17 protein-coding genes are annotated in these 23159 nt (G+C 64.2%); 2 read left to right on the forward strand and 15 right to left on the reverse strand.

The features are described from left to right. Positions 1–1404, forward strand: a 1404-nt coding sequence (locus tag ACZY1I_RS28275; protein WP_463760411.1) for a hypothetical protein, incomplete at its 5' end; no start/stop codon positions are given. Between the two features lie 287 nt (positions 1405–1691). Here ACZY1I_RS28275 and ACZY1I_RS28280 read toward each other — a convergent pair. The 10 genes from ACZY1I_RS28280 to ACZY1I_RS28325 all read right to left on the reverse strand — a co-directional run bounded on the left by ACZY1I_RS28280 (position 1692) and on the right by ACZY1I_RS28325 (position 18419). Next, positions 1692–3506, reverse strand: coding sequence for a PE family protein (locus ACZY1I_RS28280; protein ID WP_463760413.1), 1815 nt, complete (start codon positions 3504–3506; stop codon positions 1692–1694). A gap of 608 nt (positions 3507–4114) precedes the next feature. Next, the gene (locus ACZY1I_RS28285) at positions 4115–5569 is read right to left on the reverse strand and encodes a PE family protein (RefSeq protein ID WP_463760415.1); all 1455 of its coding nucleotides are present in this window, start codon (positions 5567–5569) and stop codon (positions 4115–4117) included. A gap of 252 nt (positions 5570–5821) precedes the next feature. Next, complete coding sequence (locus ACZY1I_RS28290; protein ID WP_463760418.1) at positions 5822–7201, reverse strand: PE family protein; 1380 nt, start codon at positions 7199–7201, stop codon at positions 5822–5824. Between the two features lie 97 nt (positions 7202–7298). After that, on the reverse strand, positions 7299–9785 hold the full coding sequence (pheT, locus tag ACZY1I_RS28295; RefSeq protein WP_463760420.1) for a phenylalanine--tRNA ligase subunit beta: 2487 nt from the start codon (positions 9783–9785) through the stop codon (positions 7299–7301). Beyond that, positions 9785–10828 carry a phenylalanine--tRNA ligase subunit alpha gene (gene pheS / locus ACZY1I_RS28300; RefSeq protein WP_463760423.1) on the reverse strand — a complete coding sequence of 348 codons (1044 nt, stop codon included), beginning with the start codon at positions 10826–10828 and terminating at the stop codon, positions 9785–9787. The genes pheT and pheS overlap by 1 nt, the downstream gene beginning before the upstream one ends. Before the next feature lie 245 nt (positions 10829–11073). Beyond that, on the reverse strand, positions 11074–13665 hold the full coding sequence (locus ACZY1I_RS28305; protein ID WP_463760426.1) for a cellulose binding domain-containing protein: 2592 nt from the start codon (positions 13663–13665) through the stop codon (positions 11074–11076). A 194-nt stretch (positions 13666–13859) separates the two neighbouring features. Further along, positions 13860–15506 (reverse strand): PE domain-containing protein, encoded by a 1647-nt coding sequence (locus tag ACZY1I_RS28310; protein WP_463760428.1) that lies wholly within the window; start codon positions 15504–15506, stop codon positions 13860–13862. Between the two features lie 179 nt (positions 15507–15685). Next, positions 15686–16501, reverse strand: a complete 816-nt coding sequence (locus tag ACZY1I_RS28315) for a rhomboid-like protein (RefSeq protein ID WP_463760431.1) — start codon at positions 16499–16501, stop codon at positions 15686–15688. Positions 16502–16510: 9 nt separating this feature from the next. Continuing rightward, positions 16511–17422: an adenylate/guanylate cyclase domain-containing protein gene (locus ACZY1I_RS28320; protein WP_463760433.1), complete on the reverse strand. Its 912-nt coding sequence runs from the start codon at positions 17420–17422 to the stop codon at positions 16511–16513. A gap of 124 nt (positions 17423–17546) precedes the next feature. Continuing rightward, positions 17547–18419, reverse strand: a complete 873-nt coding sequence (locus ACZY1I_RS28325) for a PE family protein (RefSeq protein WP_463760751.1) — start codon at positions 18417–18419, stop codon at positions 17547–17549. A 214-nt stretch (positions 18420–18633) separates the two neighbouring features. Here ACZY1I_RS28325 and ACZY1I_RS28330 point away from each other — a divergent pair, with 214 nt between their 5' ends. Beyond that, positions 18634–19674, forward strand: coding sequence for an oxygenase MpaB family protein (locus ACZY1I_RS28330; RefSeq protein ID WP_463760435.1), 1041 nt, complete (start codon positions 18634–18636; stop codon positions 19672–19674). A gap of 9 nt (positions 19675–19683) precedes the next feature. On the opposite strand, the gene ACZY1I_RS28335 is transcribed toward ACZY1I_RS28330, so the two are convergent. The 5 genes from ACZY1I_RS28335 to infC all read right to left on the reverse strand — a co-directional run bounded on the left by ACZY1I_RS28335 (position 19684) and on the right by infC (position 22777). Further along, positions 19684–20472, reverse strand: coding sequence for a PE family protein (locus tag ACZY1I_RS28335; protein WP_463760437.1), 789 nt, complete (start codon positions 20470–20472; stop codon positions 19684–19686). Positions 20473–20648: 176 nt separating this feature from the next. Beyond that, the gene (locus ACZY1I_RS28340) at positions 20649–21440 is read right to left on the reverse strand and encodes a TrmH family RNA methyltransferase (protein ID WP_463760440.1); all 792 of its coding nucleotides are present in this window, start codon (positions 21438–21440) and stop codon (positions 20649–20651) included. 13 nt (positions 21441–21453) lie between these two features. Continuing rightward, the gene (gene rplT / locus ACZY1I_RS28345) at positions 21454–21843 is read right to left on the reverse strand and encodes a 50S ribosomal protein L20 (RefSeq protein ID WP_463760443.1); all 390 of its coding nucleotides are present in this window, start codon (positions 21841–21843) and stop codon (positions 21454–21456) included. A gap of 86 nt (positions 21844–21929) precedes the next feature. Further along, on the reverse strand, positions 21930–22124 hold the full coding sequence (gene rpmI, locus ACZY1I_RS28350; protein WP_463760445.1) for a 50S ribosomal protein L35: 195 nt from the start codon (positions 22122–22124) through the stop codon (positions 21930–21932). A gap of 74 nt (positions 22125–22198) precedes the next feature. Continuing rightward, the gene (gene infC / locus ACZY1I_RS28355) at positions 22199–22777 is read right to left on the reverse strand and encodes a translation initiation factor IF-3 (protein WP_463760753.1); all 579 of its coding nucleotides are present in this window, start codon (positions 22775–22777) and stop codon (positions 22199–22201) included. Between the last annotated feature and the right edge of the window lie 382 nt (positions 22778–23159).

Below are 23159 nucleotides of genomic sequence, written 5' to 3' on the forward strand. Positions count from 1 at the left end.
CTGGCCCTGGCCGGAACACTCACCGGCAACCTCGGCGGCCTCGGCGCGGTCTTCTCCGCAGCGCTGGACAACCTCTCCGCCAGCATCGGCGCGGCTCTCGGCGGCGGACCGGCGTTCGCCACGATTCTGAACGGATTGATCCAGACCGGAGCCAACCTGACCGGGAACTTCCCCGCGCTGGCAACCCAATTGACCGGCGGTTTCGGCACCGGCCTGGCCACTCTCAACGCCGCTCTCAACGCGGCGTTCGGCACTGCCCTCAGCGGTGCTCCCGCCTTCCAAAGCACCATCGGCGGGCTGATCGGATTCGGCCAAGGTCTGGCCGCGAACTTCGGCGCGACTCTGCCGAACCTCGGAGCGCAATTCAACGGTGCCCTCAATGCAGTCCTCACCGGCGGATTCCCGGCATTCCAAGGCGTGGTGGGAGCCGGGCAGAACCTGGCCGCCCAACTCGCCGGCGGCTTCGGCCCCGGCCTGGGCACTCTCAACGCTGCACTCAACGCGGCCCTCAGCGGTGGACTGCCAACCTTCCAGGCAGGCCTGGGCGGGCTGCTCGGCATCGGCCAAAACCTGTCGGTCGGCGTCGGCGCGATCCTGCCGACCCTCGCCGCGCAACTCGGCGGCACCCTCGCCGGTGGCTTCGGCACCGGGCTTGGCAGCCTCAATGCAGCCCTCAACGCGGCCTTCACTGGCGGCGTGCCCTTCTTCCAGTCGGCCCTGGGCGGATTCATCAACGCGGGCCAGACGCTAGCTGGCACACTCGCGGGTGCATTGAACGGCGGACTAGGCGGCGGGCTAAGTGCCAACCTGGCCGGCCTGAACGCCGCCCTGGGTGGTGCGTTCTCAGGTGGTCTGAGCGGCTTCGCTGGGGCGCTGACCGGCGGCTTCAGCGGCCTCAACGCAATTCTCGCCGCCAGCCTCAGCGCCGACATAGGAACCCAACTGGGCGCCGCGCTGACGGGAGCATTCAACAGCGGCCTGGGCGGCCTGCTCAACTCAGGCCTGTCGCTCGCCGGCGGCCTGGGTGGTGCCCTGAACGGGTTGACACAGACCGGCGCTTTCGTGACAGGCAACCTGGCAACGGCCCTTGCTGGAAGCGGGCTGACCGGGCTGGCCGTGGCGAGCATCTACACCAACGCGCTGAGTCAGATCGCTGACATCGCCACCAGCAGCTTCGGCGCAAGCCTCGGCGTTGGACTGGCGGGTCTCGGCTTCTCCGGCGGGGCGCTCGTGAACGGCCTGCAGGGCGCCTTCTCCGGCGTCACCCAAACCGGCGGCGGCCTGCTGGGGACCGCGATCGGGACCGGGGGTGGCCTCGCCGGCACCGCCGCCAACGTCGCGTCCAACCTGCGGCTTGGTCTTATGGCCGCTTTGGCAGCCAGCCTCGGCCTCTCACTGGCTTAATCGGGCGCGGTGCTTGCGTCGCGGCTCTTGCCGGCCGACGCAAGCACCGCGAGAGTGCTCGAATTGCCAGCATTTAAATCGTTTCTCTAAACATCTGCGCACCCTCGCCCGCCGGCCCGGCCGTCTGGGACGCCGACATCCCGCACCGCGGCGAAGACCGGAAACCCGAACACCTTCTACCTCGCACGCACCCCATTCTTTGCAGGGGATCAATCGAGCATCATCTGCCCCTACAAAGACAGATGCGCCCGGCCAGAGGTGGCCGGGCGCATCTGATCCAACTGTTCCTATCCGGAGGAATTCTGGTAGGACATTGCCTTCGCGAGATCCTGAGGCAAGGAGTTCAGCAGGAACGGAAGGAAACCACCGAACTTTGTGCCGCCGAGCTCGATGACGAGTGGCGGAATGCCAGGTATACCCAGTACCTGGCTCAGGGGCACCGTGGCGTTGATCGGGTGCGGGTCGACCAGTAGGCCTGACATTGGCAACCCTGCGATGGTCGGAATGGTGATGGGGATGGGCAGGAGCGGCACGGGTATCGTCACGGTCACCGGAAGCGGCGTATCGATGATGACCTCACCGTTGAGGAAGCCGTCCAAGACATAGGCCGGCATATTCCCAACTGCGTTCGCCGCGCCCAAGAGGTTGCCTCTGACGATTGCATCGCCAAATGCCGTCGATCCTTCGGCCAACCCGCCGAAGGCGGCGAATGGCGAACCTATGGCCGCAAATGCGAGTTGCAGCGGCAGCCCGAACATGGCTTGCCCGCCGATACCGCTCGCGCCCGGATTCAGGAGGTCGAGGGTCACTGCGAAGTCCGCCGAGACGCTCGAGTCGGTCAGTGCACCGATGCCGTTGGCGAAGTCACGCGCGATGAAACCGCCCCACGAGTTAGCCGGGAACGTGCTGGCGGTTCCCTGCGCCTGCTGGCCGAGAGCGGTAACTATGGGGAGCAGGGCTGCAACCGGGCCCTTCAGCCCAATCGGTCCAGAGATCACGATCTCCGGAGCCGTCAGGTTGGAGAGATCGAGCGAGATGCCCAATCCGCTGGTGTCGAATCCGGTGATGAAGAGATCGATGCCACCCTTGGCGACGTATTCCACTGCGTCTTCGTAATGGCCCGTCTGGATCGACGTGCCAGCCAGGGCAATGTCCTTCTGGAACGTCGGGAATGTTTGTCCAAGGCCCGCGCCGATCTCCTGCAACTGGTGTCCGAGAAGGCTGTAAAAGCCGGTCGTGCCGTTGACAAACTGCTGCACCCCGGCCGTGAAGTTGGCCGGGTTACCGCTGTTCAGGAACAGACTGATGTTGGGGCCCAGGTTTGCAGGGAAGCCCTTCATAAACGTCGCGTACTGCTGCCCGGCAAGCTGCGCATAGTGCGCCTGGTTAACGCCGATCTGGTTCAGGACCGGGAAGGCCCGGTAGTGAAGCCCCATCGCGCTCAGGTTCCGGGATGTGTTGTCGAAAAGTGTCTGGTAAGGGCTCGGGTAAGGCTGTGTCCCTGCGTCAGCCGCGGGCTGCGGGAACAGCAGATTCGTCAAGTTCGTCAGGGCCGAGTTGAGGGTTCCCGGCAGGTTGGCGAGGTTAGCCGGGTTTGTGAGCGCACCAAGAGTCGTCGGCAGATTCGGGAGTACTAGGCCGAGCCCGTTGAGGTTGAGTCCTGCGGTGCCGTTGCCGAAAATCCCACCTAGCAACCCACCGAGGCCGCCGCCGCCGGTGGTGGTACCCCCGCCACTCGTGCCCCCACCGAGCAAACCGCCCAGCAGCCCGCCGAGCGGGTCCGTGGGAGCCGCGCTGAAGCCTAGGGAGAGGCCGCGTGCGGCGGCGATCTCGGCCTCGACGTAGGACGCAGCACCGCCGTTCAACAACTTCACGAATTCGGCGTTGAACGCCGAGGCTTGGGCGTTGACGGCCTGAAATTCCTTGCCGTAGGCGCCGAACAGATTGGAGATAGCCACCGAGATCTCGTCGGACGCTGCGGCAGCGATACCTGTGGTCGGTGCCGCCGCAGACTCAGCCGCGGCGCCAAGCGAGGACTGCAGCCCCGCCAATTGCCCGGCCGCAGCAGACACAAAATCTGGCTGAGCGATTACAAATGACATGGACTTACTCCCCTCGACACACACCCGACGTATGCCGCCTGTACCCGTTACGTTTGAGCACCAAACGCTGATGCGCAGCATAGTTTGACGACCTAGTCACGCGGGGCGGAATTGATGCATTACATCCAAAATTGGATAGGGATGTGGCCGGTGCCGAGCGATACGCCGTATTGATACGGGCGTTAATAAGCCTATCTAATTTGGTTTTGGCCGCAGCGTGCATGTTCTGAAATGCCGTCGACCCGACCGCGCCACGCCTGTTGCACACTCCATCAGATGAAGTAGCGGCGATGTTAACGATGATTCCCAAGTTAGAGAAGTTACGCGCGCACTGGCCGGGATCGCGGACCAGCCGATCCCAAGATGAAAGCTTTCTTCGTTTTCTGCCGATAATAGCCGCATTACGAAGGTCGCAAGATGCAGCGCCCCGCCTCCTGTACCAATCTGTGGGGAAGCGACCCACCACGGCGCGTTCCGACGGCTGATGCCGCCCGGGTTGGGTCCAACAGTGCCAACAGCTGCCTTTTCGTCGGCCGGCCGAACCGCTGGCGCCGGAACTCGCCGCGGTTCGGGGACGCCCAGATCGCTGGCGTCCCCGAACTGACGTACTAGAGACCGATCGGCGGGAAATCGGGAGACACGCCGCCGAGTGCGGCTGCGAGGCTCCGAGGCAGGAAGTCGAGCAAGCCGGGAAGAAGGCCGCCGAGCGGCGTCCCCGTGACTGTCGAATTAATGTTGACTCCCGGCCCGAAGAGGTTACTTCCGTCAATCACTGCGCTGTACGGAGCCGCGGGAACGAGGATCCCGTTCAAAGGAACATTGAGGGTGGTGGGGAAGACCTCTCCGCCAAGGCTGACGCCGAGCGAAAGAGGCAAGGTCGACTGGCCGTTGAGGAAGCCATTCACGAAAGCACCCGGAGCGTTGATCGCCGCAGTAGCGGCGCCCAGCACGTTTCCGCCCTGAATTGCGCTGGCAAATGTTCCCAGGTTCGAACCCAGCGCATTCAGGCCGTTGACTGGCCCTCCAAGCGCATCGATGGCCAACGCAAGAGGCAACCCCATGTGAGCGTCGATCGAAATTCCGAGGCCGAACGGGCCGTTTGGATCATTGATGATGCCGACCGTCGACGTGACCTTAGTATTTGTCAACGCGTCGATGACATTGGTGAAGTTCTGCGCAACCTGCGTTCCGATGGTGCCGGGCGGGAGCGCGTTGGTGAAGTTCTGCGCCATCTGTCCCGGAATCGAGAAGATGGGCAGCAGGTCTCCCGCGGCACCCAACGGAGTCACGGTGATAACGCCGTCCGCGCCGGTTACGGTACTGAAGCCTGAGAAGAGCGGATTGAGGAGGCCTCCGCCGATCCACTTCAGCCCACCGTTGACATCGCCCACAGCGAAAGCCTGTTGCGCGTTCTGGAAGTAGGTCGGGAATTCGCTGAAGCCGGTCTGCAGGTCATGACCCGCGTTCTGCAGCGAGGTGCCGATCAGGTTGGCGTAGCCGACCTGATTGTTGACGATCCCCTGCAGGATGGCGCCGGGGTTCGAGGGCACCAGAGCGGCGATGTTGGATGGCAGGTTAGCGAATTGAGCAGGAAGGTTCTGGATCGCGCCGGAGAAGCCGGTCGAGATAGCCTGCCCGTAAGCCGACTGGTTGATTTGCAGTTGGCTGAGGATCGGCGTCGGATTGGCGCTGAGCGCTGCTCCCAGAGCCTGCAGGTTGGCGGAGGTAGTGCTGGCCAGCGATTGGTAAGTGCCAGTGACCGCATCTAACAGGCCCTGCGTCCCGGTCGCCTCCGCGCTGGCATAGGCACCCGCTCCGACGTTCAGCAACCCGACGAACTCGTCGTGAAACGAGGCGGCCTGAGCGCTGAGGACCTGAAACTCGCTGCCGTGTGCGCCGAAAAGCTGCGAAATCGCCGCTGATATCTCGTCCGCGCCCGCGGCCAGAATTCCGGTCGTCGGACTGGCGGCGGCCGCGGTGGCCTGCTCCAGAGACGACTGGATTCCCGCCAAATTTTGCGCCGCCGCTTGCACCAGTTCTGGCGCGGCGATCACATACGACATAACTATCTCCCTTAGTTGCCCGATGGGTGACCGGTGGTCACCGTGTAAATAAATTTAACTTGGAGAATCCTACTCGCCAGTAAGTTCCGGCAAATTCCCAGGAAACTGACAGGTTTGGCATGTTGCGCCGGACGCTAGGTTGCAACAGCCAGAAGTAATGAATTCATTCCAAGCGGGAGCGGGCTGGTGTGGCCAACGGGCCTCACAGCGATGTCAACGCAACACCGGGCAACGGTAATCCCCAGCTCAGCGCTACACAGCCACCGCCCCGATCGCCTGCGCCAACTCGGCTGGCAGGAAACTCAGCAGCCCCGGCAGCAAGCCACCGAAGGTTGTGCCGGCCAGTGGCACAGTTGCCTCGAGCAACGGAACGTTCAGCGACGCCACTTGCAGCGGAGTCAGCAACCCGCCAAGCGGGATGAGGGTGATCGACTGCAGCCCGCCGACGCAAAGTGAAAGCGGGAACGTTGCCTGGCCGTTCAAGAAGCCGTCGGCGACGGCAGCCGGCGTGTTGATCAGTGCGGCCGCGGCCCCGAACCCGTCGCCGGTCTGGACGGCGTCGAGTACCGTATTCATGCTGAACCCCAACGCGTTGAACGCCGTGACCGGCGGACCAACCGCGTCAAAGGCGAGCGCTAACGGCAACCCGACGTGCAGATTGCCGGTAGCCAGGTCCAGCGTCTGGGAGGTATCCGTCAGCGCGCTGATCACGTTGGTCACGTTCTGCGCTGCCATTGCGGCGACGGAGCCCGGAGGAAGCAGGTTGGTGAAGTTCTGCGCCATCTGCCCCGGGATGCCGAGGATCGGCACGAGGTCGCCCACGCTGCCCAGGGCAAAAATAGTGATGATTCCCGTGTCGGGATTCAGGCCGACGTTGAAGCCGGTGAAAAACGGGTTCAAGAACGCTCCCCCGGTCTGCAGCAGTCCCCCGGTGACATCGCCGGTCATGAAGGCCTGCGACGCCGCCTGCATGCTGGCCGGGAAGGCATTCAAGCCCGCCACGAAGTCGTTGCCGGCAACCTGTAGCGACGTGGAGATGGTCTGGGCATAACCGAACTGCTGGGCGACCACTTGCTGGAGGACGGCGCCCGGATTCGACCCGGCCAGCCCAGAAAGCGCGCTTTGGATGTTGGTTGGGACGTTGGCCAACTCGGCCGGCAAGTTCTGCACAGCATTCTGGAACCCCGTGGCAATGCTCCGCCCATAGGCCATCTGGTTGCTGACGAACCGCTGCAGCAGCGGCGCCGGATTGCTGGCGAGCGCGTTCTCGAGGGTCTGCAGATTGCTGGCGGTATTCGACAAGAACGTTTGGTACGGGGCTGCGATGTCGCCCACGAGTGCCAATTCGGCATTGGTCGCCTCGGCATGCAGGTAGGTCGCGCCCCCAGCTGTCATCGCGCCGACGAACTTCTGGTGAAACGCCTGCGCCTGGGCGCTGACGGCTTGGAAATCCTGACCGAAGTTGCCGAACATCGATGCGATTGCGACCGAGATCTCGTCCTGAGCCGCGGCGGCGATTCCCGTCGTTGGCGTCGCTGCGGCCGCTGCGGCATCGGCCAGCGACGAATGGATACCGGCCAGGTCTGCAGCCGCTCCCCGGAGCAACTCTGGCGTGACAAACACGAACGACATCGCGAATCTCCCTTGATTCAATCCCTAATGACCACTGGTCATAGGTATGTGCAAGGGTTACGGCCCGCCCGCGCCGCGATTCTTGAGAGCGCATGGCCTAGGAGCGCAGAACGGCTCCGACTCGCTCGGCGGCACATCGCACCGCGGCATCGCGGGCTGCGGTTGCATCGTCTTCGGTCAGCGTGCGGTCCGGTGCGCGGAATCGCAATGCGAACGTCAGCGACTTGCGTCCCTCGCCGACCTGAGGGCCGACATACACGTCGAATAGCTGCAGGTGTTCGAGCAGATCGCCGGCGCCGTCGCGCACGGCGTCGGCGACCGTCTGCGCGGCGGCGTCGGCCGACACCACCAGGCTGAGGTCCTGAAAAACAGCCGGAAAAGGCGACACCCGTGGCGCGGGCAGCAACCCAGCCGTCGGAATCGCATCAAGGTTCAGCTCAATCGCGCAGGTGCCCTTGGGTAGCCCCGCGCGTTCGATGACGGCGGGATGCAACTGGCCCGCGTACCCGGCAACAGCGCCGGCAACGAGCACTTCGGCGCACCGGCCCGGGTGCCATGGCAGGTGCTGAGCAGGCTGCAGCGTGACGTCGACGCCACTGGCTCGCGCAATGATCCGAACCGCTTCAAATGCATCGGCTGCCTCGACGGCACGTCCCGGGCCCCACGGACCACGCGGCTCACGGAGTCCGCACAATACAGCGGCAACGTGCTGAGGTTGCCGGGGCAGCGAAGCGTTCAGGGTGGCGATCTCATCGCCGGTAGGCCGACGGTCCACCGGGATCAGGTCGACGCGACGCGTCTGGTCGGTGGGCTGCACCACCTGTGCGATGGCGAACAGCGCGGCATCACCCAAACCACGGGAAACGTTGCGGTTCAACGCTTCCAGTAGGGCCGGCAATAGGGTGGTGGCCAGCCGTGGGCGATCGGCTTCCAGGGGGTTGATCACGTTGGTGGTGTCACGTCGCGGGTCATCGACCGGCAGTCCCCAGAGGTCGAACACGCCGGCCGGCAGGAACGGCGTCGGCAGGATCTCGACGTAGCCGGACAGCGCCAGCGACTTACCGACGGCGCGTCGCCGCTGCTGGGTGGCGGTGAGCCCGCGGCCCGCGGGTGCCGTCGGCAGCACCGACGGAATGACCTCGAGTCCCTCCAGTCGCAGCACCTCTTCGACGAGGTCCGCGGGCTGCAACAGATCGGGCCGCCAACTCGGCGGGGTCACGGTCAAGGTGTCTCCGTCGGCGTCCACCCGCGCTCCAATCTGAGCGAGGCGCCGCGCGGCGGTGCCCGGGGCGTAAGCCACTCCGGCGAACCGGTCCGGCAGATCGGCGGGGATCCGGATCGCCGGTGGAGACCAGTCGTCGCGCGGCGGCTCACCCCGCCAGTCGGTCAGGGTGGGTTGTACCTCTCCCCCGGCGATGTCGACCAGAAGATTGGCGCAGCGATCCAGGACGGCCACCGAAATGGCCGGGTCGACCGCGCGTTCGTAACGGCGGGCCGCCTCACTGGGCAGGTGCAGTCGCCGCTGCGTACGCGATATGGCGGCGGGGTCCCAGACGGCAGCCTCCAAGAGCACGTCTGTCGACTCGTCTCGCACCTCGGTGCTGGCTGCTCCCATCACGCCGCCGATCGCCGATGTCGCGACATCGTCGACGATCAGAACATCAACGGGTTCGAGCTTGCGCTTGATGTCGTCGAGGGTCACGACGGTCTCACCCGGACGGGCGAAGCGCACCTCGAAGCCGCCGGTGATCCGGGCACGATCGTGGGCGTGCATCGGGTGGCCGAGCTCGAGCATCACGTAGTTGGTGACGTCGACCGCCGGCGACGTCGCACGAATCCCGCACAGCAGCAGACGCCGCTGCAGCCACCACGGCGACACCGCAGCCGGGTCGATGCCCGTGACCGGGCGGAGCGCGAAGCGCCGCACCCCGGTTTCCGGGTGCACGATCAGCGGCCAGGCCTCACCCTCGGCGGGCAACGGCGCTACCGCAGCAGGATCCGCGAACTCCAAGTCGAAAGCGCACGCGATCTCGCGGGCCAGACCCCGCACGGACATGCCGTACCCGCGATCCGGGGTGATGGCCAGATGGAAGACCACGTCGTCCAAGCCCAACACGGCGGTGCCATCGTCTCCGGGTTCGGCGGTGCCGGCCGGCAACACCAGGATCCCGGAATGGTCGGCGCCCAGACCTAGCTCGGCCGCCGAGCAGATCATCCCGTTGGAGTTGCGTCCGTAGGTCTTACGCTCGGCGATTTTGAAGTCGCCCGGCAGTGTGGCCCCGGGCAGTGCCACCACCACCAGGTCATCGACCACGAAATTGGTTGCGCCACAGACGATTTCTTGTGGCGTGTGAGCACCGACGTCCACCAGGCAAGCTCTGATCGGCTTCTTGAATCCGGTCAGCTCTTCGACCTCGGCGACTCGCCCCACGACCAACGGGCCCTCGACGGGACCGAGCGTGGCCACCTCTTCGACCTCGTGGCCGACCCGGACCAGCGCTTCCGCCAATTCCGCGGGGCTCACATCCCAACCCGGGGCGCCGGCCGAGACAACCTCGCGTAGCCAGGAGTAGGGAACCCGCATCACGCACCCACCCCGAATGGCAGCGAGAACCGGACGTCGCCCTCAACCATGTCGCGCATGTCGGGGATGCCGTTGCGGAACTGCAAGGTTCGTTCCAATCCCATCCCAAATGCGAAGCCCGAGTAGACCTCTGGGTCGATACCGGCAGCACGCAAGACGTTGGGATGGACCATTCCGCAGCCACCCCACTCCACCCAGTCTGCGCCGCCCTTCTTGTTGGCGAACCACACGTCGACTTCGGCCGAGGGCTCGGTGAAGGGAAAGAAATGCGGGCGCATCCGAGTCCGCGCCAGCGGTCCGAACTGCGCACGGGCGAATGCGTCCAGGGTGCCGCGCAGATGCGCCATGGTCAGTCCGCGATCCACTGCCAACCCTTCAACCTGATGAAAGACCGGCGTGTGGGTGGAGTCGAGTTCGTCGGTGCGGAAAGTACGACCGATCGAGATGACGTAGACCGGCAGCTCACGCTCCAGCAGGGTCCGCACCTGCACAGGCGAAGTGTGGGTTCGCAGCAATTGCCGGGAGTTCTCCGGAGCGATGTAGAAGGTGTCCTGTTCGCTGCGCGCGGGATGGTCGGGCGGAAAGTTGAGCGCATCGAAGTTGAACTGTTCGGCCTCGACCTCTGGGCCTTCCGCTAACTCCCACCCCATCGCGACAAAGGTGTTCGCGATGTTCTCGGCAAGGATCGTGATCGGGTGGCGGGCGCCGGTCGGCTGCCGGGTCGACGGCAGGGTGACATCGATGCGCTCGGCAACCAAAACGGCCGCGTCCCGCTCCGCACGCAGGACTACCAGGCGCTCGTCGTAGCTGCGTTGTGCCTCACCGCGGGCGATGTTGACCCGCTTGCCTGCGTCGCTACGTTCTTCCTTCGGAAGGCTGCCGAGCGCCTGTCGAGCCAGCGCAAGTGGCGAACGATCGCCCAGGTACTCGGTCTTGGTGTGTGCGAGCGCATCCAAACTATCGGCGCGTGCGATTGCTTGCTGGGCGGTCTCGACCGCCTTCGCCAGCGCTTCCGGCGACAGATCAACGGGTTGATCACCCACGCGGGGGCACTCTCCTTGCTGACGAGGTTGGTCGGGCTGCCCGGCCTCTACCTGGCGCGATGGGCTAGATCGCGGCCCGCATCGTCGTCGCGGACGGGTTCACGGCGCGGGTGAGGCGCAAGTGCCGATCATAAGACATGACGGGTTGTGTCCCGGATCACCGTCTCGATCGGTTCTGCAGCCGTGGCAAACGCAAGTGGACGCCCGACGTCGCGTGATTGCGTCGTCGGGCGTCCACATGCGGGTTAGTTGTCGTCGAACTCCTCGAACGTCTGCGAGAACTGCCACGGGTTTTGCGGCGTACCACTAGCGGTGTTCGACAACTGCCCCAGCGGACCCGGCATGTCGCGGTTGGCCGACCACATGTGCAGGCCACCCAACCCCTTCTCCTCAGCAAAAGCGGTCAGCTTCTGGGCATCCGCCACGGTGAAGACCTCGGCCGGGTTGTCGTTGACACCGATCATCGGCGTGACGGCGATCTTGTCCCAGAGTTCGGCATCGGTCAGCGTCGGATACAACACCTTCAACTGGCCGTGCACAGCCGTGGCTGCGGAAATCGCGTGATCACCCATCCTGCCCTGGACCTCCAGACTTGGGTCGAAATAGTCCATCGCCATGATGTTCACCCGGTCGATGTGCACACCGTTGGCGATCGCGTTCGTCACCACGCGCAGACCATCATGAGTGAGCCCGCTCGGCAGTACCGGAAGCGTGAACGACACCTCTAGCGGCTCACCCGCAGCAATCGCCTCCTGCTGCAGAATCGCGATCGCCTGCGACCTGCGGGTCAGCGACGCCACGTCGCCCTGAGCGGAACCCTCGATGTCGAAGTCCATCTTGGTGAAACCATAGGTGTCCATTACCGAGCGGTATTTCGCTGCCAGGACATTGACATCCGGGGTGACCAGCGCGAGTTCCTGGTTGGCCGCACCACCGAAGGACACGGTCGCGTTGATGCCCGCATTGTGCATCGCCGTGATCTGGTCATTGATCTGATACAGCAGGTTGCCGCCATGGACCGCGTACGCGTCGAAACCACCCCAGGCCGCCTGGCCGGAAGAGTCGGCGGTGATGAAGCCCAAAGTGACGTCGTCAATCCCACCGAATTGAGCGGCACCAGAGAAGTTGAACTGCGGCCATAACGTCATGTCGATGTACGGCGAGAACACCGGCTCACCCGTGTTACCCGGGTTCGGGTTGGTGGGTGGGTTCGTCGGCGGGTTCGTCGGCGGGTTCGTCGGCGGGTTGGTCGGTGGGTTAGTCGGTGGGTTCGTGGGCGGGTTGGTCGGCGGCTCAACCGGATGACCATTGACCACCGCGTTCTCCGGTGCCGCCGACGTCCCGGCGGCGTGCTCAACCTGGAAGCCGATCGTCACTGACTGCCCCGGTGCGATCGTCTGCGTCCAAGACTCTGACGTGATCACCACGTGGTTGCCCGTCTGAGTCATCTGCCCGTTCCACGCGCTCGACATCGTGGCACCCGCCGGCAAGTCAAACTCGACCTTCCAGTTCGTCAGAGGAGTCGTGCCTGTGTTGGTCAGCTTGTAGTCAGCGACATAGCCGTTGTCCCACTGGTCTTGCATGACGAACTGGCCAGTCACCCCAGTTCCGCCGGCCGGCGGAGTCACCGGCGGGTTGGTCGGCGGGTCTGTCGGGGGGGTCGTGGGCGGGTTCGTCGGCGGATCCGTCGGCGGATTGGTCGGCGGGTTCGTCGGAGGATTGGTCGGCGGGTCCGTCGGCGGGTTCGTCGGAGGATTGGTGGGCGGGTTTGTCGGAGGATTCGTCGGGGGGTTGGTGGGCGGGTTGGTCGGCGGCGTCGTCGGTTGGCCGTTGACCACCGTGTTCTCCGGCACCGCGGGAGCGCCCGAGCCGTGCGCAACCTGCATTCCGACAGTGACCGACTGACCCGGCGCGATCGTCCGCGTGTAGTCCTCCGGAGTCAGAACGAAGTGGTTGCCCGAATGCGTCAGCTGCCCGTTCCACGCGTTCTCGACCCGTGCATTCGCCGGTAGGTCGAACTCGACCTTCCAGTCCGTCAGCGGAGTCGTTCCCGAGTTAGTGATCGTGTAATGCCCGACGTAGCCGCTGTCCCACTGCGACTGGACCGCGAACGACGCTTGCGCGCCCGGCTCGACGGCGCTCAGAGTCGCGAGTTGAGCAGCATGCCCCGAAGCACTCGACTCCGAACCGGTGCCTGCCGCGCCGCCGGCACTGGTCAACGCCTCGCTGCTGCTCGCCGGGCCCTGCCCGCTGGAACCAGTGCCGCCGCCGCTGCCGGCCAGCAGGCCGCCGGTGCCGCCGCTACCGCCCGCGGCACCCGTACCACCTGCGCCGCCCAGCCCGCCGTTGCCGAACAGTCCTGCGCTGCCACCGGCACCCCCGGTTTGACCGGCCGCTCCAGCAGCGCCTTTGCCACCGTTTCCGTACAGCAACCCGCCGTCGGCACCGCGAGCACCCGGAGTCGTTGCATCCGCCCCATCGCCAATCAGCGGACGGCCCAACAGCGCCTGTGTGGGCGCGTTCACCAGACCCAGCACCTGCTCCTCGAGAGCCCGTAGCACCGACCCGTTGGACGCTTCAGCACTCGCATAGGAACCCGCCCCAGCAGTCAAGGCCCCCACAAACCGGGCGTGATATGCCTCTACCTGAGTACGCACCGATAGGTACTCCTGGCTGTGCGTACCGAATAGGGCCGCGATAGCGGTCGAAACCTCGTCGGAGGCCGCGGCGACAATGTTGGTCGTTGGCCCGGTAGCGGCGTTGACCGCCGAACCGATGTCTTCCAGTCGGGCCGCCGCGGTCAGCAGCAGTTCCGGCTCCAAGAGCACAAATGGCATGTGATCCTCCGTTTATTTTTTGGCGGCCGGCCATTCCGGCACGTGGGGTTTCGCAATTTCTGAGCTGACATCGATTCGGCTTCTTTGCCGCATTTTTGGCGCGCTCTGACACCACCGCGGATGCAGCGACGGATCGCACAGCGGTGTTAGTTATCTCGATATGAGTCGATATTCAATTCCGAGGTGGATATGAATCAGGTGTCGTCGAACTCCTCGAACGTGTGGGAGAACTCCCAGGGGTTCTGACTCACACCACTGCTGGTATTCGACAGGACACCCAACGGACCTGGGAAGTCGCGGTTCGCCGACCACATGTGCAGTCCACCGAGACCGTTCTGCTCCGCAAAATCGGTCAGCTTCTGTGCGTCAACAAGAGTGAAAATCTCGGCCGGATCGTCATTGACACCAATCATTGGCGTCACGTCGACCATTGCCCAGATCTCTGCGGAGGTCTTCGTTGGATAAAGCGGCGTCAATTGCGCGTGGACAGCTTTAGCCGCGTCAATCGCGTAGTCACCCATTTTTCCGGCATATGGCAAGCCCGGGTCGAAGTAATCCATCGCCATGATGTTCACGTGCCCGATGTCCACGCCATTGTCGATAGCGTTCTGCACCACTCGTAGGCCGTCGGCGGTGAGACCGGTCGGCATTACCGGAAGCGTGAATGAGACTTCCACCGGCTTACCGCTGGCGATTCCGTCGGCCTGCAAGATGGCGATGGCCTGCGAGCGACGCGTAAGTGATGCGATGTCACCTACGGCGGCGCCTTCGATATCGAAGTCGAGCTTTTGAAAGCCGTAGGCATCCATCACGGATCCGTATTTCGCGGCCAAGTCGTTCACGTTGAGAGTCACCAGGGCAAGCTCCTGGCCGGCCGCGCCGCCGAACGAGACGGTGGCGTGGATGCCTGCCTGGTTCATGGCGGTGACCTGGTCGTTGATCTGGTACAGCAGGTTGCCGCCGTTGATCGAGTAGGCGTCGAAACCACCCCAGGCCGCCTGACCCATTGAGTTGGCGGTGATGAAGCCGAGCGTCACGTCGTCGATGCCACCGAGGCCGGCGGCGCCCGCGAAGTCGAATTGCGGGAACAGGGTCATGTCGACGTAGGGCGAGAAAACGCCGTCTCCGGGCGGAAACGGAGGTGTGCTGCCGCCCGACACTCCGGCAATCCCGGGCTGGCCGAACAGCAGTCCGGGACGCCCGCCGGCACCGCCGGCGCCGGGATTGCCACCACCCGGGGCTGCCCCACCATTGCCGCCGGGACCGCCGTTGCCGAACAGTCCGGCATTGCCGCCGGCACCACCGACGGCGCCGGAACCGCCCCGCCCGCCGGCACCGCCGCTGCCCAATAACCCTGCGTTGCCACCCGCGCCGCCCGGCTGACCGGCCCCGCCGCCTGCACCGTCGCCTCCGCTGCCGTACAGCAGGCCGCCATCTGCGCCACGACCGCCCGCCACCGACGCGTCGGCGCCATCACCGATCAGGGCACGTCCCAACAGCAGTTGAGTGGGTGCATTGATGAGATTGAGCAACTGCTGCTCAAGGGTGCCCAGGACGGACGCGTTAGCCGCTTCCGCGCTGGCGTAAGCACCCGCGCCGGACGCCAACGCCTGCACGAAACGGGCATGGAATACGTCCACCTGCGCGCTGACCGCGCGATATTCCTGGCCGTAGGCGCCGAACGCCGCCGCGATGGCGGTCGATACCTCGTCGGCTGCCGCAGCCGCCACGCCCGTCGTCTTTACCGCGGCGGCGTTGGCTGCGACCACACCCCAACGAACCTCCGCCAGATCGCTCGCGGCAGCAGCCACTACCTGCGGGTCCGCGATCACATACGACATGCCCGGCCTCCGATCGACTCATCGCGACCGGGTCACATTGACACTTCGTCAATAATTTTTCAATTTATAGCCACAATCCGAATTTTTCATTTGTGGCAAACATGAATTTGACCTGAGAGGACATATTTCGCCTGGTGAAGCGAACGTTTCGCAAATTGCCCAGAGTTTGCCTGAGCTCATCAGTTTGCGGTCAGCACCTGCTGCGGAGGGGCGACTGTCGACTCAGACGCCGGGTCACGCTCCGGGCTTGGTAAGAAACGACGCGTCGCGACGTAGGCGACCAGCGCCCCCAGCACCCCGAACACAATCCCGGCGGCCATCCCCCACATGCTGTGCGCCAGTACCAGGAACCCGAATCCGGCCGAATTGACGAGCATCACGAACCGCACCGGCGTCCAGTGCGCAGATCCGGGGAACCGCGTGCCGACCAGCATTCCCAGCATCAGCGCGACGGCGTGGCCGGCATTGGTGAACTCACCACCGATGACCGCGGCCGACACGCTCACGGCAAACCACCAGACAATCCACGCCGGCCGGAACTGCCGGGGAATCGCGGCGGTCAGACCCCCGAGCACGGCGAGGGCGCCATAGCTCATTCCGACATCGCTGGCTCGAGTGACCGACCACGGCATCCACCCGAACTTGACGGCCGTGGCCAAGGCCGCGGCCACCACCAGCGTCGCTCCGATGTGGCCGACGAGAAAAGTGAGGACGAGGCGAATGGTGTGAAGTTGCAGTTCGGCCAGCACGAGCAAACACGTCAAGAAAGGCAGCCAGAAGTAGAGCGGCCCGGCTTCGACGACAAACGCGCTGCCCAGCAGCGTTCCCAGGCGTCCGTGCGACAAGTTGTGCAGGTTGGTGCTCGCATGCCGGATCACCCGGTCGTGCGCCTGCGGGCTCAGCATCAGCATCGTGGTGCTGATCGCGAACAGAGCTGCCACGTAGCCCACCGTGAAGCGGACACGCGACAGCCGAGCCAAAATGTCAGAGATCATTACTAACCACTATGCATGGGCGTTTGTCTCATCCGTGTTATCGCCAGCTGACAACTCCCTATCAGTCTTCAAGCGATATATCGCTAAGTCCGGCGGAATCCCTGTCAGTTTGCTGGAAAACATCGGCCTGCGTGCCCTTTTGGCGGTCACGCCCATTGCGTCCAACTCACTCTGCGGGATCAAATCGAGCGTCGGACTCGACACCATGACGCCGCCCTTGGTGGCGCGCTCCATCACTCGCGCAGCGATGTTCACGTCCACGCCCAGCCAGTCCGAACCCAGTCGTTGCGGACGGCCGGTATGGATACCCGCTCGCATACGAGGCGAATAACCTTCGACTTCAACGGATTTGATTGCTTCTTGGGCGGCAATCACCGCCTTGACCGCAACCCCGGGTCGACGGAAGACCGCCATGATCCCGTCGCCCATCCGCTTGACGATGTGTCCGCCCGCTTCCAGCAGCGGGGACTCGACGGCACGGGCAACCTGGCGCAGCAAAGTCAGCGCCGCATCGTCCCCCGCCTGCAACGACCAAGTCGAAAATCCCACCAGATCGGTGAACACGAGTGTCACCTCGGGGTTTGCCGGTTTCCGTGAGACAGCCTCGGTCATGGCTTGCCAGACCTGCAAGACACCGAGGCCGACCTCACGCGAGGCCGCGTCGCGATCCCCCAGCAGGCGGTCGGCGGCGCGCGCGGCGGCTCGGGGACCACCCTCTCCGGCTGTCGACAGCGGATCGCCGAACTCGGGGTCACCGGGCAGGAAGCGCCGCGCCCGCTTGAAGAACTGCACAGCGTCTGGACTGGTGTTGGTGCTCTTAAGCCACTGAGCTGGGGTTTTTCTCCGCCGAGAGTCCGCCGCTACGGCTGTTGCAGTCTGTTCGGTCGCGTCGGACTCCGCTTCGCCAGCCCCGACCTCCACTCGGCCAGGGTAGGCGGTTTCCACTGGGGCAGGCAACGAGGTCTACGCCACTCGCGTCACACTTGACAACAAACGCGCTGCTCACACCGCCGCGGCGGCAAAGAGATCGCACCAGCCGAGCCGTTCACGTTCGGGTGAGTAGGCGCGTTATCTCGCTCCCCAGGCCGGCAAAGGGACCGCCGAACTGAGTGCCATCCAGGGGAATGATTGTTGACGTCCCTCCGGTGCCGTGCAGCGTCACGATAGCGGGCGACACAGGCGAAAATAGGCCGCCGACGGGGAAGTTGTAGTCGAAGGCCGTGTAGCCCGTCAGCGGATTGACCTCCACCGATCCGGTAACTGTATTTCCGCCGAAGAAGAAACTACCCAGGGCATTGAACGGTGTTTGAAGGAGCGCCGTCGCGGCGCCGCCAGGATTTCCAGTCTGCATCGCGGTGTTGAAGGCGATCGCCCCAGACCTGACTGAGAGGGCCACGTTTGCAAATGGACTGACTGTGTCGTAGAGAAGCGCGAGAGGCGTGGGTACGTTCAAAAATCCTTCGCTGAACGCGTATGTCAGTCCGCTGGACTGCCCATACAGGGTCAGATTGATCGGACCGAACGGAGTCGAGTAGTCCAAGACCGGATAGCTGACAGGCGCAGCCGTCAGGCCACCAATCGGGATGATCGCGCTCAACGCTTGCTGGACATTGGCGGCTTCCGCGTTCGCATATTGAGCGAAGCCGGCTCCCAGGTTGCCGAGGAATCGCTGCTGAAACGCCTGCGCCTGCGCGCTGACGGATTGGAACTCCCGGCCAAAGTCACCGAAGACCCGGGCAATCGCGGCTGACACCTCGTCTTGGGCCGCGGCGGCTATGCCCGAGGTGGGTGCCGCAGCCGCCGCCGAGGCTCCCTCCACTTGGGGGCCAAGGCCCTGCAGAGCCGCAATCGCATCCGCCGCAGCGTCCGTTGCCACGCTTACAAACGACATGTCAATCTCCCCCGAGTTGCCGAGCACCAACGACGACCGATGCTCACATGTGGCCCGTATCGACTCAGTTCAAACCTGTTTGGACTGATTACGAAATAGTTCATCGATTCCTTACCACTGCGCTTGCCCGCACGACTGGATAACTACTCGATAAACCCTGCGCCGACACGTGCGGATCACGTAGACAACGTGTGTTGTCAGCGTTTATCGTGGGCGGAAATCAGGGGCTCGGGAGGCCGTCATGACCGTGACATCTACGACAGCTGACCCTCTCGGGCCCGATTCGCTGACCTGGAAATATTTCGGTGACCTGCGCACCGGGATGATGGGCATCTGGATCGGCGCGATTCAGAACATGTATCCGGAGCTGGGCGCGGGAGTCGAAGAACACTCCATCCTGTTGCGCGAACCACTGCAGCGCGTGGCGCGGTCGGTGTACCCGATCATGGGCGTCGTCTATGACGGCGAGCGGGCGGCCCAGACCGGCCAACAGATCAAGGGCTACCACCAAACCATCAAGGGAGTCGACAGCGTAGGACGCCGCTATCACGCGCTGAACCCCGAGACGTTCTACTGGGCGCACGCGACGTTCTTCATGCTCGTCGTGAAGGTGGCGGAATACTTCTGCGGCGGCTTGACCGAAGCCGAGAAGCGCCAACTATTCGACGAGCACGTGCAGTGGTACCGGATGTACGGAATGAGCATGCGCCCGGTGCCGAAGACGTGGGAAGAATTTCAGGAGTACTGGGAGCGGGTCGGCCGCGAGGAGTTGGAGATCAATCAGGCAGTCCTGGACATCTTCGAGATCCGCATTCCCAAGCCAAGATTCGTGCTCATGCCCACGCCGATCTGGGATCAGATTCTGAAACCCCTGGTTGCGGGTCAGCGCTGGATCGCGGCGGGGCTGTTCGAGCCGGCCGTCCGGGAAAAGGCGGGCCTGCGCTGGACACCAGGGGACGAGATCCTGCTGCGATTGTTCGGCAAGCTGGTGGAGTTGGCTTTCATCGCCGTGCCTGACGAGATCCGGCTGCACCCGCGGGCTTTGGCGGCCTACCGCCGCGCGGAGGGGAGGTCCCGCACGGACGCGCCGCTGGTCGAAGCGCCCTCGTTCATGGGCCCCCCACGAGACCGTCGTGGCCTGCCCATGCATTACTTCCCGCCGCGGCCGAAATCCCCGCTGGATCCCGCACGGGCCTTGATGGAACGCGCCGGCTCGCTGGTGCACAGCACGCTGTCGATCGCCGGCCTGCGACCGGCGCGGGGCCGCAGCCGCGCCGCCTAGCGATCCTGACTAACCCAGACCGAATCTCTGCAGGAACAGCGGCGTCACGCCGAACCGGGTCCCTTCGAACCAGAACTGCAGACCCGTGGTGCTGATCGAGCCTCCGGTGATTCCGAAGGGCAATGACCCGCTGACTGCGATACCTTCCGGGCCGAGTGGACCAGATTGACTGAAGGAGGTCGCGAATTGGCCGGTGGCAGTGGCAAGGTGGCTCCCACTGAACGAAAACCACTCAACCGGACCGAGTGGCGTGTTCACTGCTCCGTTGATATTCGCGATCAATCCGCTGTACCCGGTTCGATCAGAGGCAACGATAGAAGCCGCGTTCAGCGACACGGAAGCCAACGGCCCGAATGCGCCGTTTAGCGTCACGGTCTGAAATACGCCTTGCGGGCCCACGCTGCCAATGATCGAGATCGGGCCCAAGTTGGTGACCTGATTCAACGCCGCGGGTTCGGCCGTGCCGAGCAACCCCGCGGCCGGCGCATTCACTGCACTCGCCAATGCCTGCTGGGCATTAGCCGCCTCGGTGCCTACGTACCGAGCGGCCCCGCCATTCAACAAATTCACAAACTGATCGTGAAAGTCTGAGGCTCGAGCACTCACTGTTTGGAATTGCAGGGCATGCGTGCCGAATACAGAGGTAATGGCCGCCGACACCTCATCGATGGCCGGAGCCACGATGGCGGTCGTCTGAGTCGCCGCCGCCGCGTTGGCGGCGCGCAGGTCAGAGCCGATTTTCTGCAGGTTTCCACTTGCTTCCGCCACGAAATCGGGCAGCACGCGCAGAAGTGACATAGTTCCCCTTCATTGGAAACCTGCTGCATAGGCGTCAATTATTCAACGCAAGTTAAACGGTAACAGTCGCGGGTTAGACGACCTGTTATTGAATTTCGAATGTCGCGACAAGATTCACCGGCATTGACGCCGGTGTTCGATTTGCCGTTACGGCCCTTGGCGAAGGTTGTTTGCAGTCAGGCGGGCAAACCGAGCCGCAGTGCCCGCGCGCTCTGGTACAGGCAGATCGCCGCCGCAGCAGCAACATTGAGACTTTCCGCCCCGCCCGCCATCGGAATTCGGACCCGATGATCTGCTAACCGCGCGACGTCGGCCGGCAAGCCCTGCGATTCCGGTCCGAGCACCCACGCCGTCGACTGGCCGAGCAACTTCTCCGCGTCATCGAGCGTCGTCTCGCCGTCCACGGTGGTTGCCAACACCTGCATACCGGCCTCCCGCATTCCAGTGAGAGCGGCCGGAGCGTCGGGCGCGACGACGACCGGGATCGTGAAGATGCTGCCGGTCGAGGCGCGCAGACACTTGCCGTTGTAGGGGTCGACGCTATGCCCGGCCAGAACCACCGCCGCAGCACCCATCGCATCGGCAATGCGGATCAGCGTGCCCGCATTTCCGGGCTCACCGATCTCCACGGCGACCACAATCAGCTGCGGAGACCCGCTCAACACCGCATCGAGGCTGGTGTCCGGTATTTCGCACACCGCGACCAACCCCGTCGGAGTAACGGTGTCCGACAGCGCTTTTGCGGCCCGCTCGGTGACAAAGTGCACCGGCGCCTGCCGCCCGGCCACCAAGCTCTGGTGCCGCCGGGCCGCATCCTCGGTGGCGAAAACGTCGCGGACCAGCCCGCGCTGCAGCGCCGCCGCGACCAGGTTGGGTCCTTCGGCCAGGAACCGCCCCTCGCGGCGCCTGCCGACATGACGATGCAGCTTGACCGCCGCGACCACTCGGGCCGAGCGTTCGGTGAGCACGGGAGGGCGCCGGTTAGGCGGCCTCTCCCGAGGGTGCGTTGACGTCCTCAGGCAGTGCTGCCCGCGCAACCTCGACCAGCGCGGTGAACGCCGCTGCATCGGTGATCGCGATGTCGGCAAGGTTCTTGCGGTCCACCTCGATGCCAGCGGCCTTGAGGCCCTGGATCAACCGGTTGTAGGTGATGTCGTTGGCACGCGCGGCCGCGTTGATACGCGAGATCCACAGCTTGCGGAACTCGCCCTTGCGAGCGCGGCGGTCACGGTATGCGTACTGCAGCGAATGCAGCTGCTGCTCTTTGGCCTTGCGGTAGAGCCGGGAGCGCTGCCCGCGGTAGCCCTTCGAAGCTTTCAGGACGCTGCGCCGCTTCTTGTGGGCGTTTACCGCCCGCTTCACGCGTGCCATTGGTTGTTCCTACTCTCGTTCAAAATTCGGTCGGGGGCTGCCGCCAGCCCGCTGTCTTTGGGGGTGCGCCGGTACGGCGCGTCGAGCTAGCCGTTCAGCAGTGCTTTGACCCGCTTGGTGTCGTTGGCCGCGACGACCGTGCGGCCATCCAGACGCCGGGTGCGCTTGGTCGCCTTGTGCTCGAGCAAGTGCCGACGGTTGGCTTTCTGCCGAACGATCTTCCCGGTGCCGGTGCGCCGGAACCGCTTCGAAGCCCCGCTGTGGGTCTTGGCCTTAGGCATGTTTCCTCGGTCCTCGTCAGTTTCTGATCTTGGTGCGGCATGGTGCTGCACGGTGGTTCTGTATCGGTCTGGCGTTATCCAGCCGTGTCGGCTGGGCCCGCCCCCGGTTGATCCGGATGCTGCGCCCTGGCGCGAGTCTTCGCGCCGCGGTGCGGTGCCAGCACCATCGTCATGTTGCGGCCGTCCTGCTTGGCCGACGTCTCCACGAATCCGTATTCGGCGACATCGGAGCCCAGACGCTGCAGCAATCGATAACCCAACTCCGGCCGGGACTGCTCGCGTCCGCGGAACATGATGGTCACCTTGACCTTCGACCCTGCTTCCAGGAAGCGGACCACGTGGCCCTTCTTGGTTTCGTAGTCGTGGTCGTCGATCTTGGGTCGTAGCTTTTGCTCTTTGACGACGGTCTGCTGCTGGTTCTTGCGCGATTCGCGCGCTTTCTGAGCCGCCTCGTACTTGTACTTGCCGTAGTCCATGATCTTGCAGACCGGCGGCCTGGCGTTGGGGGCTACTTCGACGAGGTCGAGATCGGCATCGGCGGCGACGCGAAGTGCGTCTTCGATACGCACGATGCCTACCTGCTCCCCACCGGGGCCGATCAATCGAACTTCAGGCACGCGAATGCGCTCATTGACGCGGGTCTCAGTGCTGATGGGGCCTCCCTCGTTGGCTGCTAGTTCAGTGCGGCCCAAACCTGGACCCCAGCCGGAAACAGCGGTGGGAGGACACCAACCATCAGCAAAAAAGCCCTGCAAAAAGCAGGGCCCAATGCCGACCGATCGAGGCTTGAACTGGTCAAGCCGCCTGCGACACGCGCAGAACAGGCATGTCAAGATGCCTGTGACCGGACCGAATTGCCTGGAAGAGCTCTATAGAAACTCGAGCCATTTCGTGGCAACCGGTGGGAGTGGGACTCCACTTAACTGTCCCTGGCCTTCGCCGGGATGGTCGCAGCGGTCAGTCTAGCAGCCAGGACGCACCTTCTCGGCATTGCGCCGACTCAGCCGTCCGCTGCCGTCGGATCCAGGGACGACA

It is taken from the genome of Mycobacterium sp. IDUB_37, from assembly GCF_055419245.1.

What these genes read in the sequence shown, in the direction of transcription:
- ACZY1I_RS28330 (WP_463760435.1), top strand. Translation starts at nt 18,634, where the DNA reads ATGACCGTGACATCTACGACAGCTGACCCTCTCGGGCCCGATTCGCTG.
- ACZY1I_RS28280 (WP_463760413.1), bottom strand. Translation starts at nt 3,506, where the DNA reads ATGTCATTTGTAATCGCTCAGCCAGATTTTGTGTCTGCTGCGGCCGGG.
- pheT (WP_463760420.1), bottom strand. Translation starts at nt 9,785, where the DNA reads ATGCGGGTTCCCTACTCCTGGCTACGCGAGGTTGTCTCGGCCGGCGCC.
- ACZY1I_RS28310 (WP_463760428.1), bottom strand. Translation starts at nt 15,506, where the DNA reads ATGTCGTATGTGATCGCGGACCCGCAGGTAGTGGCTGCTGCCGCGAGC.
- ACZY1I_RS28315 (WP_463760431.1), bottom strand. Translation starts at nt 16,501, where the DNA reads ATGATCTCTGACATTTTGGCTCGGCTGTCGCGTGTCCGCTTCACGGTG.
- rpmI (WP_463760445.1), bottom strand. Translation starts at nt 22,124, where the DNA reads ATGCCTAAGGCCAAGACCCACAGCGGGGCTTCGAAGCGGTTCCGGCGC.
- ACZY1I_RS28285 (WP_463760415.1), bottom strand. Translation starts at nt 5,569, where the DNA reads ATGTCGTATGTGATCGCCGCGCCAGAACTGGTGCAAGCGGCGGCGCAA.
- ACZY1I_RS28335 (WP_463760437.1), bottom strand. Translation starts at nt 20,472, where the DNA reads ATGTCACTTCTGCGCGTGCTGCCCGATTTCGTGGCGGAAGCAAGTGGA.
- ACZY1I_RS28290 (WP_463760418.1), bottom strand. Translation starts at nt 7,201, where the DNA reads ATGTCGTTCGTGTTTGTCACGCCAGAGTTGCTCCGGGGAGCGGCTGCA.
- rplT (WP_463760443.1), bottom strand. Translation starts at nt 21,843, where the DNA reads ATGGCACGCGTGAAGCGGGCGGTAAACGCCCACAAGAAGCGGCGCAGC.
- ACZY1I_RS28305 (WP_463760426.1), bottom strand. Translation starts at nt 13,665, where the DNA reads ATGCCATTTGTGCTCTTGGAGCCGGAACTGCTGCTGACCGCGGCGGCC.